Raw genomic sequence first — 14,293 nt, 5'->3', positions numbered from 1 at the left:
CCGAACTACCTTTATAACGAAGGAATACCGTTAGACCATTGTAGCCAATTGCTTTTAGGGTAAGGCAAAGTAGTATCGACTAAATGCAAGGTGTAAGCATGTCTCGATTGATTAGAAAAGTTAGCCTTACTTTTATGAGGTACGCGTCCATGAAGTACAATTAAAGTTCCTTTTTCTACAGGAAGGGGAATGCTCTGTTCTTCAGGCCAAGAGGTTGAATCATAATGCTCAAAATAGATTTCATTTTCTCTACGAAACATTCTTTGTTTTAAAGGAGTAGTATGAGGGCAGGGAATAACCTCCAAACAACCATTTTCTAAAGTTGCATCTTCCAAAGCAAACCAGAAGCCTAAAGGATCACTGTCTTGGCCAAAGATATAACTACTGTCTTGATGACATAACACTTCAGCTCCTATCCCTGGCTGTTTAAAAATATACATGGACTGGACTAAGCCTAGTGACTTCACCCCAAGCTGATGACTTATATTTTTAATTCGCTCATCACGAGAATATTTCCTAAACACAGGATCTAATTCATGCAAGGCATGACCAATTTTATTAATTGATTGCTCAAAAGGCCGAATATTTTGTCCATTAATATCAAAAGCACCCGCTTCAAAAAAATAGTGAATTTTATCTCCTGAATCCAAGAAATATTGCTTTTTCGCATGTTCGTTTGTTTGACTAGAAAAAATTGTTTTAGGAATTGTCTCTTGATTATTCTTGATAAGAATACTGATTCGCTCCCTTAGAAGATCACAAACTTCTTTAGTAAAAAAATCAGTCAAAACTAAATAACCATTAGTGAAAAAGAAATCGCATTGCTGATTAGAAAGCTGCATTCCAAACTCCTTTTGAAAAAAATAAGTACAGACTATGACTATAATAAAGCCTATATATGACCGCCGCTCTTTTTTAATTTGAGCCTGATTTTCGAGCTTCCACGCACAGAAAATCAGGATGGTCGAGTCAGAAGAGTTAGCTCCTAAAATACTTCAGCTAATTTTTGCATCACATCATCAACAGAAATTAATTTCATTGCCTCATCACCATGCACATGGGTACCCCAAACATGTTGTTCCATGGTAAGTCCTAAAACTTTTTCTACCGCTTGAGGATAACGATTTACTACCAAATGAGGAAAAATATAAGGACCAGACACTAAAGGATTAGTGACCGCATGTAATGCTACAACTGGGGTGTTTACTGCTGCAGACATATGGGAGGGACCCGTATCAGGACAAAGAACAGCTGTTGCTTTACTAATTACCGCTAATAGTTGCTTGGGTTTTGTTTTACCCACAAGATCAGTTGCAGCCACAACCTGAAGAATTTTATCGGCCAATAATCGATCGTACTCTCCTGGCCCACCAGTTAAAACAATTTGCACCTGCCAGCGCTCTTGGGCTTGTTGTAACACAGCTATATATCGCTCCACTAACCAACTACGTTCCGGCTTACTAGCAGCAGGATTAACAACTAAGATAGGACCTTGTGAAGGCAAATGCTGCTCCGCCCATTCATAGTCAGCAGAGGGAATAGGCAAGTCCCAACGAATTACTTTTTCCCTAATACCTAAAGGCTCAGCAAACTTTAAAAATCCATCTAAAGTATGATCCATTCCTGGAGTTATTTTTTCTTTAATAAACCAGCCATGAGCATCCTTGGCTCTAAGAGGATCATAGCCAACCTTACGCTTTGCTTTAATGAAGGGATACAACACATTGGTTCTCATGCTCGCCTGAGGAGCTAATAGCACATCAAAATGACGCGCGCTCATTTGTTTTTTAAACCGCCACAAATCACTAAGTTTTTTTGGCTTATCTATTACAATAAACTCAACCCCATCCATTCCCTCAACCAAATCATAGGCTGGTCGTGAAATAATCCAAGTCAGTTTGGTCTCAGGTAAATGAGTCTGCAAAGTACGAATTAAGGGAACCGTCATCAAAACGTCCCCTAAAGCGGAAAGTCTAACGATACAAATAGAGTCAATCATTCTGCAAGACAAATCTAGAACCACAATAAGGACATACTTCTACCCCTGTTTCTTCTATCGGCAAATAAACTTTAGGATGTGAATTCCAAAGCTCCATCTCATTGGTAGGACAACTAAGGGGCAGCTCACTACGATGTACGACATAATTTTTTTTTGCATTTGCCGGTTCTTTGTTTGATGTTGACATGATGCTCCTTGACGGCATGATCAAAATTAAAGGGGAATATGATTAAAAAATATTACTGTAATCATACCCATTAAAGGGGCTTATTATCTAATATTTCACCGATTTTCGCTATAATCTCTTCACTAAAAGTCTCATTTTGAGGGTCATAACGTAGGCCGTCCTCCCAATGTCTGAGCCAAGTTAGCTGTCTCTTGGCGAGTTGTCTGGTTGCGGCAACTCCTTTATCACGCATTATATTGTAATCGTATTCGCATTGAAGATATTCCAAAACCTGTCTGTAGCCTACACAACGCATTGAGGGTAAATCAGCATGTACATCCCATTTTCTTTGTATACGTTGCACTTCTGCAACTAATCCGTCATTGAGCATAAGATCAAAACGTTGACCAATGCGCTTGTGTAACCACGCTCGGTCTTCTGGAAAAAGAATAAAATTAACAAAATGATAATGCGATGCACTTTTTTGTTCAGCAATTAAAGCAGATAGAGGCGTTCCAGTTAAATAATAGACCTCTAAGGCTCTTTGAATTCGTTGCGCATCATGGGCATGAATACGAGCAGCCGTATGAGGATCTAAGTGGGCTAACTTTTGATGTAGAGTTGACCATCCATGTTGAGAGGCCTCATCCTCTATTTGCTTACGTATCGACTCATTGGCTTCTGGTAATGCAGACAATCCCTTTTGCAATGCATTAAAGTACATCATTGTCCCACCAACCAGCAAAGGAATTTTTCCTTTCTCGGCAATAGCCTCGCATAATGCAAAAGCATCTGTACAAAACTGGGCTGCGGAATAAGATTCAACCGGATCTTTAATATTAATCAAATGATGCGGAGCTATGTTCAACTCATCAACAGATGGCTTAGCCGTACCTACATCCATATCCCGATAAATCATTGCTGAATCAACACTAATAATCTCAAAAGGATAGTGTTGTACCAACTCACAAGCTAAAGCGGTCTTCCCTGAAGCAGTCGGTCCCATCAAACAAAAAACTCTATTAGACATGCAGTAACATCCTACAATCATCAGCTGATAGAGCCTTAAAGACTCCATGGAACTGGGATTTCTGATTTTGAACTTTTAATAAGAACTGATTTAATGCCATACGCTCTTCAATAGCTAATAATTTAGGATCAAAACGCTGCATCTGGCTCATTAATTCAAGCAAAGAACTAATCTGGATACATTGTAAATCTGCAACAGCTTCTAAAAACAAGCGTAGATCCAGATAAGGTACGTAAATAGGAATACTACGAATCAACAATTTATCCTCTTTAATAGACCATTCGCTACGTATCCCCAATTGTTCTATATAGTGTTGTAGTTCCTCGATTCTTTCTTTTAACTTGAGTGAAAGGGAATAGCGTACTGGCACTAATAAAGGCCGACTCTCCAATGGAGTACTTGCTTGCTGTAATTGTTCCAATAGCCATTTTTGCTGTAAGACCAATACATCGACGATATAAGGCTGTTGCTCTATGAATACCAAACTGTATTGATTATTTAGAGCAACCCAAGAACATTCATCAATATCTGAATAGAGGTTTTTTTTAGCTTGCGCTGAACCCAATGGCCTTAATGGAGCAACATATGATGCTTGAGATGTTAGGGGCTCGGCTAGTTCCAATTTATTCTGATAAAAATTAGATTCATAGCGTTCGTCTGACTCTTCGAGAAAACGATAAGGTCGTCCAACATCCGATGTTTTATTCGTGGACTCAAACGAGTATGCCATGTTTATAGCTTCCCCTGCTACGTCATAAAGTTTCGAATTGAACGAGGAAGTGACGCCAGATGAATCGTCTTGCAATGTTTGCTCTGTATTGTTTTGTCCATCGCTTTGCAAAGCAGCGGATAATTGTGATGTAAAAAAATCATGGACCAAACGAGGCTGTTGAAATCTAACTTCATGTTTCGTTGGATGGACATTGACATCAACCTCGGCCGTATTGATAGTAAAATAGAGTAAACAGGCAGGGAAACGTCCAGGATAAAGCATCCCATCATAAGTTTGTTTTAAAGCATGATTGATCAACTTGTCCTTAATCATGCGCTGATTAATATAAACCCATTGTCTATCATTCTGGCTACGCTGGTAATTAGGGCCGCTAATCCAACCATAAAGGCGCATTGCTCCTCGCTCTACATCCAGGTAAATCGCATCTTTAATAAACGAAGAACCAAATATTTTAGCCATCCTATCTCGTTTTGCTTGTTCGTGAATAGCAGCAGGTAACGATAAAACGAGCTTACCATTATGTTTTACTATTAAATTGATATGAGGCGCACTTAAAGCGAAACGTTTAATGACTAATTCTATGGCTTGAAACTCTAATTTCTCATTTTTAAGAAATCGTTTCCGAACCGGCGCATTAAAAAATAAATCAACAACATCAATCGTTGTTCCTATAGTTCGAGCACAAGGAGAAAGAACATGCTGTCCATTCTGAACCTGCAACATCATTGCATGTTCTTGATGGGCTGTTTTTGAGCTTATAGTCACTTTAGCCACAGAAGCTATGCTCGCTAAAGCCTCCCCTCTAAATCCCATACTATTAATTGCATACAAATCATCAAGTGTTGTGATTTTGCTGGTCGCATGCGCGGCAACCGCCAAGGGTAAATCTTCAGCAATAATACCATGGCCATTATCGCTGATTTTAATTTGATTCAAGCCACCGTAACCTATTTCAATGGAAATAGCATCAGCTCCTGCATCTAAAGAATTTTCTAATAACTCTTTCACTACAGAAGCAGGTCTTTCTATGACTTCACCTGCAGCAATTTGATTGGCAATTGCAGAGGATAATTGATGAATTCTCATGCCCATGAAGAGGATACAACTAATCTTTGTCCAGGTCGCAAGTTTGTTTTACCTGACAAATGGTTCATCGTTTGTATAGAGTGAACGGAAGTATGGTAACGAGCAGCTATTTGGGGCAAAGTTTCCCCGGCCTTTACAATGTGAAATTTATTGTTAATCATTGCTTCTATACGGCTACCATGAGGAGGATTCTCCCAGAAATAAGCCTTAACCCCTTGAAATATTGCCTGACTCAATCGATTTTGGTACGCAGAGTTGGTTAAATTGCTTTCTTCTCTAGGATTAGAAATAAATCCAGTTTCTACTAAAATGGATGGGATGTCTGGTGATTTCAACACGACAAATCGCGCCTGTTCTACCTTGTTATTATGCAATGCAGTAAAACCACTTAATTGCCCTAACACTCGCCCCCCCATTTGCAACGCTGAGTTGATAGTTGCTGTTTGCGATAAGTCAATTAATACAGAACGCACTACCCCATTAGAGTCGTCCAAATCCCCTAAATTCACACCGCCTAATTCAGAATAGTTCTCCTTTTCTGCAATCCATCGTGCCGCTTCACTGGTTGCTCCACTTTGAGATAAGGCAAAAACCGAAGCCCCATTTGAATGAGGATTATTAAATGCATCGGCATGAATGGAAACAAAAACATCGCCATTATATTTTCTTGTAATTTCCAATCGCTCTCTTAGGCCAACATAATAATCACCAGAGCGTGTTAGAACGGCACGCATACCTGGCTGTCGGTCTATTAATTGTTTCAACTTTAGAGTAATGGCTAAAACCACATTTTTTTCCTGGCTACGCCTTGGCCCCTTGGCTCCGGGATCTTTTCCACCATGTCCCGCATCCAAGACGACAATCACATCACGTAAATATTTATTCGAAGGACTATGTGGTACTTTAATGGGTTGTTGATGTGTAATAATAGGCTGTTTGTGCACCACCGGCTGATTTTTTATTGGTGCTTTGGCTTGTTTGATTACAGGTTTCAGTGGTTTATTAATCACTGGGGATTTTGCCTTGCTGACAACACGACCATTGTCGCTACCAATTAAATCGAGGCGTAAACCATTAACGGATCCATTATATTGCCAAGGAGCAGATCTAACTTGTACTTGTTGATTGAGATCAAGCACTAACCTTGTCGACTGAGCATTAGGAGAGCCGCTTCGTACCTGCTTAATCATAGAATTAATTAAGCCTAATCGATTTACATTAACTCCCATCTTCGTAGAATTTAAATCCAGGACCACTCGATTGGGATTAGTCAGAGTAAATAATCGATGAGTAAAGGGACCATTAATGGTTATATAAAGAGTCGTTTGACCGGCTTGCTGCGATACTGAAATATTATTAAGTTGCGCTGCAAATAGAGCAACCGAACTAATCCACATGATGACAAACAAACCCCATGCGCGCTTAATCATTGTTCACCTGCCATGCAAAACAAAATCTCTACAAAAAAGTCATAAACACTATCGCTCAACATCGCTGTACGGTATAGATCAGCGGCGTGACTCAAAAAAAAATAGCGAGGGATCATTTTAAATAGAATTTGTTAACAAGATCTAAAATACTTTTGCCAGCTACACTTAATGCCTGTATTTGCATTTCGCGACCAGCCCCTTTAATACTTAAGTTAAAACGAATATCAACTTGTGGCAAGGATTTTCCCGCATGTTCCGCCCATTCTACAAGACAGACACTTTGGCTAGAAAAATAATCCCTAAATCCCAGATACTCCAATTCATCTTCATGGTGAATTCGGTATAAATCAAAATGATGAATATTAATATTATTGCAGATGTAACTTTCCACCAAAGAAAAGGTAGGACTTTTAATCGCGGACTTAACACCCAAGTTTTTAAGCATTGCCCGAACGATTGTAGTTTTACCTGTACCTATATCGCCACTCAATGCAACCACTAAAGGAGGTGTTAAGCAAAAGGCCCAATGAGCAGCAAATTGCTCGCTGGCTTTTTCATCAATTAAATCCAGGGTGATTACGTTATTATGTTCACTATTTATCATTTTTACTGCAGTTCAAAATACCAGGTAGAATATCAAACAAATCACTAGCTAATATTCCTGCCCCTCCTAAAGTTTGAGCTATCTGATCTCCTGCGACAGCATGGACCCAAACACCTAACTTTGCCGCATCAGATAAAGATAAACCTTGAGCACAAAGACCGGCGATTATACCGCTTAATACGTCCCCCATGCCAGCAGTAGCCATACCTGGATTACCCTTGGGGCACACAAAGGTATGTTCCTCATCAACTTGAATAATTGTTCCTGCTCCTTTTAATACCACTACACCACCATATTGTTGTTGAATGCTTACGGCAGATTGGTATCTATCTGCTTGTATTTCAGCGGCAGAACAGGAAAGCAAACCACCCGCCTCACCTGGATGAGGAGTTAAAACCCAATTGTCATCTTTTTGTGGATGTTCGGATAATAGTCTTAATGCTGAGGCATCAATAACCATGGGCAATTGCGACGTAATCGCCTGTAAAAATAACCCCCTTGCCCAATCGCTTTCCCCAAGACCCGGACCAAGAATACAGACTGTTGCTTTATCTAAAAGAGGCTTCAAGTCTTTTGCTGCTTTCACTCCCCATATCATCGCCTCAGGTATCAGCGGTAATACCCCATGAGCATGCTCGGGCCAGGTTGCTATATTGACTAAGCCGGCCCCTGTCCGCATCGCGGCCTTAGCAGCCAAGCTTACCGCACCGGGCATTCCTGGGCCACCACCAATAATAAGGATACTGCCATAATTTCCTTTATGAGAATTTTTCTTTCTCTTTGGCAAAGGTATTGGCAAGCTATTGCTATTCAATAAAAAAGCACTTGGTTTTAACTTGGCAATACAGGCATCGAGCTGTAAACGCCGACAATGAACTTCACCACAATATTCGGGACCTTCCATGGTATGCATGCCGGCTTTAAATGCAATAAAAGTCAATGTTGCAGAAGCCTTAACACAGAAATTCTCCACAACTCCTGTATCAGCGTTCAAACCAGAAGGAATATCCAAGGAAATGACAGGGAGTCCACTAGCATTAATTTGATGAATTGCTGTAGCAATAACACCATGAACTGGACCTTTTAACCCTATGCCTAGAAGCGCATCGATGATTAATTCAATCTCTGGTTCAAGCGGCTCGTCTGCTGACTGACACTCGACTCCAGCGGCCAAAGCCATTAATGCGGCGGCTCTAGCAGCAGGAGGCAAATCCTCAACGGCTTTGCACTGATATACAATGACAGAAAAACCATGTTCATGAGCCAGACGAGCCAAGACATAACCGTCACCTGCATTATTTCCTGAACCACAAAATATCGCTATATGCTGCACTTGCGGATACAAACGTTGCATGAAAAAAAATGCCTCGGTTCCTGCCTGAGTCATCAATTCGTTTTCATCCAATTGATACAAATGCTGCGCTTGCTGTTCGCAAATCCTAATTTGATCACAACGATAAAGGGCATGATCTGGCTTAATCACTTGTTTGCTCCAAACTCGTTACTAGACCTTTTGCATAACCACAATTTTTGAGTAAGGCTGCATTAAGCATTGGGTTATACGACTTACATCATTGGCTTGGTAGTATTTAGAATATAATCCAACGCAGAGATGTTGATGTTTCATTATAAATGACCTGTTTGGAATATCAATGCACTACATTCGATAAAGAGGTTCAATAATGTTTTACCTAATGTACCACGCATTATACGTAGCACATTAGGTGTATAGTAGAGCAATTATCAACAATCTATGGCAACACGTTACTTCACTAATTTGAGTGATGGTTTATTTCTTGAGCTACCCTCAGAGTCAGGAGAGCTAGAAGACGGAGGCGGCTCTTCACTCTCCTCTATTTCAAAAACAATACCTCTACCATTTTCTTTAGCATAAATTTCTAATACCGCATTAGGAAGAACAAAAATTTGTTCTGTTTCTCCCGCAAATCGTGCAGTAAACACAATGCGATCATTTTCTAACAAAAGCCCTCGTGTTGCAGAGGGGGAGATATTTAATACAATGCGATCATGACGAATGTGTTCTTTAGGAACCTGAACACCAGGATAGGTGGTATCAACAAGTATATATGGTGTTAACTCGTTATCTACAATCCAGTCATAGAAAGCACGAATTAGGTAAGGTTTACTTGATGTCATTGCCATAATATTAAGCCGCCCTTATTTGTCTCTCAGCATCGGTCAAACTTGCTTGAAATGACTCACGTTTGAACACCCGTTGCATGTATCCTATCAATCCCTGGAATTTAGGTTCAATCTCCAGACCTAATTTAGGCAAACGCCATAATAGCGGTGCTAAAGCACAATCTAATAAAGAAAACTCATCACTCAAAAAATAAGGCTTATCAGCAAAAACAGGATCAAGATTGGTTAAGCTTTCCAGTAAGTTGGCTCTTGCCTGATCAGTATTCTCATCTCTATTAATGTAACTCATTAAATAATACCAATCCTGTTCAATTCTGTGCATCATTTTACGAGTTTCTGCACGAGCAACTGGGTAAACAGGTAATAATGGAGGATGAGGGAAGCGCTCATCTAAATACTCCATAATAATACGTGCTTCATAAAGTACAAGTTCTCTATCAATCAGCGTTGGAACAGTCCCGTATGGATTTAAAGCTAAAAGATCTGCTCCAGGCTCATCCTGTTTTACAGGAAGAATTTCTACATTAACACCTTTTTCAGCCAACACAATACGTACTTGATGGCTATAAACATCATCAACGTCCGAAAATAAAGACATTATGGTGCGTTTCGCGACAATTGCCATTAGCAACTCCTTGGATTCATTAAAGCCGGCATCAATAGCATTACCATGCTACAGAACAAAGAACAATATTCTAGCACAGTTTTAACTCTCTGGGTTATTTTGTACTTAAATCAACTCATTTTAACAATTAAAGTACAAAAAGTCGGATTAATAGCTCCCTCATCCTTCTCTGTCATCACTTGTTTTTTAATTGTCGCCAATAAATTTGGTTTAAACAATAAACCACTATAAAGAAAAAAATTAAAAACAGAACAACAAAAACACCTATACGATAACGAATTAAGCGAGCCGGCTCGCTGACGTAGACTAAAAAAGTCACCAAGTCTCTTAAACTGCTATCAAAATCTATTGGTAACATTTCACCTTGTTTTACTAAAAGTAAAGAGTCCCTATGTGTTTCACTATCTTTTACCAAAATCTGTTGTCCCATTAAAGACTCAAGAATATTAGGCATAGCCACATTAGGCACTAGAAGATTATTCACTCCAAAAGGGCGAGAGGCATCGTTGTAAAAACTTTTTAAATAATGATATAACCAGTTAGCTCCTTTTTCTCTAGCGCTTAATGATAGGTCAGGAGGGATAACGCCAAACCATTGCTGCGCATCATCCATAGGCATAGCGATTTGAATGGGGTCATAGATGGCTGCTTTGGTAAAAATTAAATTGTTTAATAAATTCTCATTCATTTGACCAGAAAAATCAATTAACCCCAAATCTTCAGCCATACGATTATAACGCATATAGCGTAAAGAGTGACAACCAGAGCAATAATTCATGAATAATTTCGCCCCTCGTTGCAAACGGTCTTTATCTTGTATATCGATGGAAATCGACGGCATGGACATTTCTGTTGCTGAGACATTTTGCATGAGCAATAATGAAATGAAACCGATTAAAAAATATCCTATACCCCTCATCGTTGCCCTATCCTTTCTGGTACCTGTCGACATACCTCAAGTCTGCTATAAAAAGGCATCAATAAAAAATAAGTAAAATAAATTATTGTACCAATTCGAGCCAATAACAAGCGGAGTGGATTAACTGGAACAGTCCCCAAATACCCTAAAAGAAAAACGCTCATTACAAAAAGCACCAAGCTTGTTCTAGAGAAAATTCCCTTATATCTTATAGAGCGTACAGGACTTCTATCTAACCACGGCAAAAAAAATAAAACGATCAGAGTTAACCCCAGACAGATAACTCCCAGTAATTTATTAGGTATAGCACGCAACACCGCATAAAAAGGAGCCATATACCATAACGGTGTAATATCATCAGGTGTTACTACTGGATTTGCTGGGGTGAAATTAGCGCGTTCTAAAAAATATCCCCCCATCTCCGGCATAAAAAATACTACAGAGAAAAATAAGATCAAAAATCCAAGCACACCAACTGCATCTTTAAGAGTATAATAAGGGTGAAAAGGGATGCCATCCTCGGGTTTTCCTTGCTTATCGAGTATTTTGTTAATTTCTATTCCCTCAGGGTTATTTGAACCAACTTGACGCAAGGCAACAAGATGTAAAAAAACAAGAAAGAATATCAGTGCTGGAATACCGATCACATGTAAGGCAAAAAAACGCTGTAGTGTGGCATTAGCAACAGAGAAGTCTCCTCGAATCCAGGTCACTAAGCCCTTACCTATGTAAGGTATGGCACCGAATAATGAAGTAATTACCTCTGCCCCCCAATAAGACATCTGTCCCCAAGGTAATAAATAACCAAAAAAGGCTTCTGCCAGCAGTAAAATGAACAAAAGCATACCTAAAATCCATACGAGTTCTCTTGGTTTCTGATATGATCCATAAAGTAATCCTCGAAACAGATGTAAATAAATTACGATAAAAAACGCAGACGCTCCTGTAGAATGCATATATCGTAATAGCCAACCAAAATGGACATCTCGCATGATGTATTCAATAGAAGAAAAAGCAAGATCGGTATTCGGTGTATAGAACATGGTTAGCCAAAGCCCTGTAACCAGCTGACTGAGCAAAATGACAAGGGCTATTGAGCCCAATAAATAAAGAAAATTTAGATTTTTAGGGACATAATAATGACTAAAATGCCTTTTCCAAGTAGCAATTAAAGGCAATCGAGCATCTAACCAATAAAATAATCCTTTCATGATGTAACCTTTTATTCAGTATCTTCACCTATCACAATAATATGATTATTAATAAAGCGATAAGGCGGTACCTCCAAATTGATAGGGGCAGGAACACCTTTAAAAACCCGTCCTGCTAGATCAAAAGTAGAACCATGGCAAGGGCAAAAAAAACCTCCCGGCCAATCAGCTCCTAACTCACCTAGAGTAGGTTTATATTTTGGAGTGCAACCAAGATGCGTGCAAATGCCTACCAAAACTAAATACTCTGGATTAATAGAACGGAACTTATTTTTTGCATATTCGGGTTGTTGATCAACTAATGAATCTGGGTCACGTAATAAACTCTCAGCTTGAGTTAAATGTTGCAGCATTTCTTTGGTGCGTCGAATAATCCATACGGGCCTTCCTCTCCATTGGACTACAACTTGCCCTCCAGGCTCCATTTTACTTAAATCAACTTGAACAGGAGTCCCCTTCGCTTGAGCCTTTGCACTAGGCAGCCAAGAAGATATTAATGGGGTAAAAGCACAAAGAGCCCCTATAGTTCCTAAAACGCCGGTAGACGCTAATAAAAAACGTCGCCTACCTTCATCAATGGCGCCGTCTTTATCGTTTTGATTGAGATCAGTAATTTCATTTGTCATGATGTTACCCTTCTCTATACACCTAATGCATGCAGTTAACCACTACTACATGCATTAATGATGTTGAATCTGTAAATAAAAAAACCCCGCATAGCGAGGTTTTTTCTATAATAAAACAAATTAACGTTTTGAGTATTGAGTAGCTCGACGAGCTTTGTGTAGCCCTACTTTCTTTCTCTCAACACGACGTGAATCACGAGTCAATAAGTTGCGAGCACGAAGTCTTCTACGGAATGAATTAGGATTAGGTTCAGCATCTTCAACCAGACCTTTTTCATCATAGGCAACTAACGCTCTAGCTATTCCTAAACGAACTGCGCCAGCCTGACCAGAAACCCCACCACCTGTTACAGTGATGTAAATATCAAACTTGTCAGTTAGATCAACAGTTTCTAAAGGCTGCATAACAACCATACAAGCAGTTTCACGACAGAAATACTCTTTCAAGCTGCGATTATTAACTTTAATCTCACCTTTACCAGGACGTAAAAAAACGCGAGCTACTGAACTTTTTCTACGGCCAGTACCGTAGTATTGCTGCATTTCAGCCATAATACTATTCCTCAATCTCTAGTTGCTTGGGTTGCTGAGCAGTATGTGGATGCTCGTTACCAGCATATACCTTCAACTTACGATACATCTCTCTACCCAATGGATTTTTTGGTAACATGCCTTTTACAGCAAGTTCGATAATTTTCGCAGGATTTTTATCCTGCATTTTTTCGAAAGTGACTGATTTGATACCACCAGGATGACCTGTATGACGATGATACATTTTGTTATTAAATTTACGGCCAGTTACAGTAACTTTTTCCGCATTAGTAACAATGATGTAATCCCCGGTATCAACATGGGGCGTATACTCAGCTTTATGTTTGCCACGTAAACGACGGGCAATCTCAGTCGCTAAGCGACCCAAAACCTTATCGCTGGCATCGACCACAAACCAGTCACGTTTGACTTCATGGCCTTTGGCACTAAATGTCTTCATTAAATAAACTCCGAACCGCCTAAATTGGTAATCTTTCTATCATGGACGGGCGATTTTAACCAAAACAGAAAAATCCTACAAGTAAAAAAGGATAAAAATTTACGATCAATTAATTAAATCCCTATAAAAACACCTAATTCCACTTCTAAAATTGCATTAAAACTTATGCAGAATCTCTATCTATTCATTAAAATTTAATTTTAACCTGGCTATTTAGCTAACTAAATCCCATAGTAAAATCAAATTTCACATCAACTTTAATACTTTGCGTAAGCTTTATTATTTGTATTTTATTACAACAACAATACATTAACTTTTATTCCTCCTCATCCATCTCAGAATGTAGGATGACAGATGAAAAGCAATGCATGTTTTTAATTTATTAATATACTCATTGATCAATCAAAAGCTGCTCTGCAACTTTTCCGGCAATTAAATGGCTCTCAATAATTTGATCGATATCGCTAAATGATGCGTAGCTATACCATACGCCTTCAGGATAAATCACTAAACATGGACCGGAGGCACAACGCCCAAGACATCCCGTTTTACTAATGCGAATCTTTCCCGGACCATGCATATCTAATTCCAGTAACCTGGTTTTCAAATAATCGAAAAAAGGTTCCCCTCCGGAATTAGCACAGCATTGCTTACCAGCAGGTTTCTGATTTGTACATAAGAATACGTGTTTTGTATAATAAGTCAACGAA

The 14,293-nt window shown here is 39.2% G+C and carries 16 protein-coding genes; all 16 read right to left on the bottom strand.

The window, feature by feature from the left end; translation table 11 throughout:
* Positions 1-11: 11 nt before the first annotated feature.
* The 16 genes from LFA_RS01660 to LFA_RS01585 all read right to left on the bottom strand — a co-directional run bounded on the left by LFA_RS01660 (position 12) and on the right by LFA_RS01585 (position 14,289).
* The gene (locus LFA_RS01660) at positions 12-842 is read right to left on the bottom strand and encodes a phytanoyl-CoA dioxygenase family protein (RefSeq protein ID WP_045094646.1); all 831 of its coding nucleotides are present in this window, start codon (positions 840-842) and stop codon (positions 12-14) included.
* A gap of 143 nt (positions 843-985) precedes the next feature.
* Positions 986-1,999 (bottom strand): glycosyltransferase family 9 protein, encoded by a 1,014-nt coding sequence (locus LFA_RS01655; protein ID WP_045094645.1) that lies wholly within the window; start codon positions 1,997-1,999, stop codon positions 986-988.
* On the bottom strand, positions 1,992-2,186 hold the full coding sequence (locus LFA_RS01650) for a zinc-finger domain-containing protein (protein ID WP_045094644.1): 195 nt from the start codon (positions 2,184-2,186) through the stop codon (positions 1,992-1,994). The genes LFA_RS01655 and LFA_RS01650 overlap by 8 nt, the downstream gene beginning before the upstream one ends.
* Positions 2,187-2,256: 70 nt before the next feature.
* Positions 2,257-3,195 carry a tRNA (adenosine(37)-N6)-dimethylallyltransferase MiaA gene (miaA, locus tag LFA_RS01645; RefSeq protein WP_045094643.1) on the bottom strand — a complete coding sequence of 313 codons (939 nt, stop codon included), beginning with the start codon at positions 3,193-3,195 and terminating at the stop codon, positions 2,257-2,259.
* Positions 3,188-5,020: a DNA mismatch repair endonuclease MutL gene (mutL, locus tag LFA_RS01640; RefSeq protein ID WP_045094642.1), complete on the bottom strand. Its 1,833-nt coding sequence runs from the start codon at positions 5,018-5,020 to the stop codon at positions 3,188-3,190. The genes miaA and mutL overlap by 8 nt, the downstream gene beginning before the upstream one ends.
* The gene (locus LFA_RS01635; RefSeq protein ID WP_045094641.1) at positions 5,011-6,444 is read right to left on the bottom strand and encodes an N-acetylmuramoyl-L-alanine amidase family protein; all 1,434 of its coding nucleotides are present in this window, start codon (positions 6,442-6,444) and stop codon (positions 5,011-5,013) included. Before LFA_RS01635 ends, mutL begins: the two co-directional genes overlap by 10 nt.
* Before the next feature lie 112 nt (positions 6,445-6,556).
* Positions 6,557-7,048 (bottom strand): tRNA (adenosine(37)-N6)-threonylcarbamoyltransferase complex ATPase subunit type 1 TsaE, encoded by a 492-nt coding sequence (gene tsaE, locus LFA_RS01630; protein WP_045094640.1) that lies wholly within the window; start codon positions 7,046-7,048, stop codon positions 6,557-6,559.
* Positions 7,038-8,531 carry a bifunctional ADP-dependent NAD(P)H-hydrate dehydratase/NAD(P)H-hydrate epimerase gene (locus tag LFA_RS01625; RefSeq protein WP_045094639.1) on the bottom strand — a complete coding sequence of 498 codons (1,494 nt, stop codon included), beginning with the start codon at positions 8,529-8,531 and terminating at the stop codon, positions 7,038-7,040. The genes tsaE and LFA_RS01625 overlap by 11 nt, the downstream gene beginning before the upstream one ends.
* A 281-nt stretch (positions 8,532-8,812) precedes the next feature.
* On the bottom strand, positions 8,813-9,211 hold the full coding sequence (locus LFA_RS01620) for a ClpXP protease specificity-enhancing factor (RefSeq protein ID WP_045094638.1): 399 nt from the start codon (positions 9,209-9,211) through the stop codon (positions 8,813-8,815).
* Between the two features lie 4 nt (positions 9,212-9,215).
* Positions 9,216-9,836 carry a glutathione S-transferase N-terminal domain-containing protein gene (locus LFA_RS01615; RefSeq protein WP_045094637.1) on the bottom strand — a complete coding sequence of 207 codons (621 nt, stop codon included), beginning with the start codon at positions 9,834-9,836 and terminating at the stop codon, positions 9,216-9,218.
* Between the two features lie 175 nt (positions 9,837-10,011).
* A complete protein-coding gene (locus LFA_RS01610; RefSeq protein WP_231865918.1) occupies positions 10,012-10,707 on the bottom strand; it encodes a cytochrome c1 in 696 nt (231 codons plus the stop codon).
* Between the two features lie 44 nt (positions 10,708-10,751).
* Positions 10,752-11,966 (bottom strand): cytochrome b, encoded by a 1,215-nt coding sequence (locus LFA_RS01605; RefSeq protein ID WP_045094635.1) that lies wholly within the window; start codon positions 11,964-11,966, stop codon positions 10,752-10,754.
* An 11-nt stretch (positions 11,967-11,977) separates the two neighbouring features.
* Positions 11,978-12,592, bottom strand: coding sequence for a ubiquinol-cytochrome c reductase iron-sulfur subunit (gene petA / locus LFA_RS01600; RefSeq protein ID WP_045094634.1), 615 nt, complete (start codon positions 12,590-12,592; stop codon positions 11,978-11,980).
* Positions 12,593-12,712: 120 nt separating this feature from the next.
* A complete protein-coding gene (gene rpsI / locus LFA_RS01595; RefSeq protein WP_045094633.1) occupies positions 12,713-13,144 on the bottom strand; it encodes a 30S ribosomal protein S9 in 432 nt (143 codons plus the stop codon).
* 4 nt (positions 13,145-13,148) lie between these two features.
* A complete protein-coding gene (gene rplM / locus LFA_RS01590) occupies positions 13,149-13,583 on the bottom strand; it encodes a 50S ribosomal protein L13 (RefSeq protein WP_045094632.1) in 435 nt (144 codons plus the stop codon).
* A gap of 391 nt (positions 13,584-13,974) precedes the next feature.
* Entirely contained in the window at positions 13,975-14,289 is a 315-nt protein-coding gene (locus tag LFA_RS01585; protein WP_045094631.1) for a (2Fe-2S) ferredoxin domain-containing protein, read from the bottom strand.
* Positions 14,290-14,293: the final 4 nt, after the last annotated feature.

The sequence above is a fragment of the Legionella fallonii LLAP-10 genome (assembly GCF_000953135.1).
Lineage (GTDB): Bacteria > Pseudomonadota > Gammaproteobacteria > Legionellales > Legionellaceae > Legionella > Legionella fallonii.
Note: the sequence above shows the minus strand (reverse complement) of the source record. Positions and strands in the feature narration are given on the sequence as shown.

Bases quoted from the DNA above. Each gene is read 5' to 3' on its own strand.
- LFA_RS01605 (WP_045094635.1), bottom strand. From the start codon at position 11,966: ATGAAAGGATTATTTTATTGGTTAGATGCTCGATTGCCTTTAATTGCT.
- tsaE (WP_045094640.1), bottom strand. From the start codon at position 7,048: ATGATAAATAGTGAACATAATAACGTAATCACCCTGGATTTAATTGAT.
- LFA_RS01655 (WP_045094645.1), bottom strand. From the start codon at position 1,999: ATGATTGACTCTATTTGTATCGTTAGACTTTCCGCTTTAGGGGACGTT.
- LFA_RS01650 (WP_045094644.1), bottom strand. From the start codon at position 2,186: ATGTCAACATCAAACAAAGAACCGGCAAATGCAAAAAAAAATTATGTC.
- LFA_RS01615 (WP_045094637.1), bottom strand. From the start codon at position 9,836: ATGGCAATTGTCGCGAAACGCACCATAATGTCTTTATTTTCGGACGTT.
- petA (WP_045094634.1), bottom strand. From the start codon at position 12,592: ATGACAAATGAAATTACTGATCTCAATCAAAACGATAAAGACGGCGCC.
- rplM (WP_045094632.1), bottom strand. From the start codon at position 13,583: ATGAAGACATTTAGTGCCAAAGGCCATGAAGTCAAACGTGACTGGTTT.
- LFA_RS01610 (WP_231865918.1), bottom strand. From the start codon at position 10,707: ATGCAAAATGTCTCAGCAACAGAAATGTCCATGCCGTCGATTTCCATC.
- LFA_RS01660 (WP_045094646.1), bottom strand. From the start codon at position 842: ATGCAGCTTTCTAATCAGCAATGCGATTTCTTTTTCACTAATGGTTAT.
- LFA_RS01635 (WP_045094641.1), bottom strand. From the start codon at position 6,444: ATGATTAAGCGCGCATGGGGTTTGTTTGTCATCATGTGGATTAGTTCG.
- LFA_RS01620 (WP_045094638.1), bottom strand. From the start codon at position 9,211: ATGGCAATGACATCAAGTAAACCTTACCTAATTCGTGCTTTCTATGAC.
- rpsI (WP_045094633.1), bottom strand. From the start codon at position 13,144: ATGGCTGAAATGCAGCAATACTACGGTACTGGCCGTAGAAAAAGTTCA.
- mutL (WP_045094642.1), bottom strand. From the start codon at position 5,020: ATGGGCATGAGAATTCATCAATTATCCTCTGCAATTGCCAATCAAATT.
- miaA (WP_045094643.1), bottom strand. From the start codon at position 3,195: ATGTCTAATAGAGTTTTTTGTTTGATGGGACCGACTGCTTCAGGGAAG.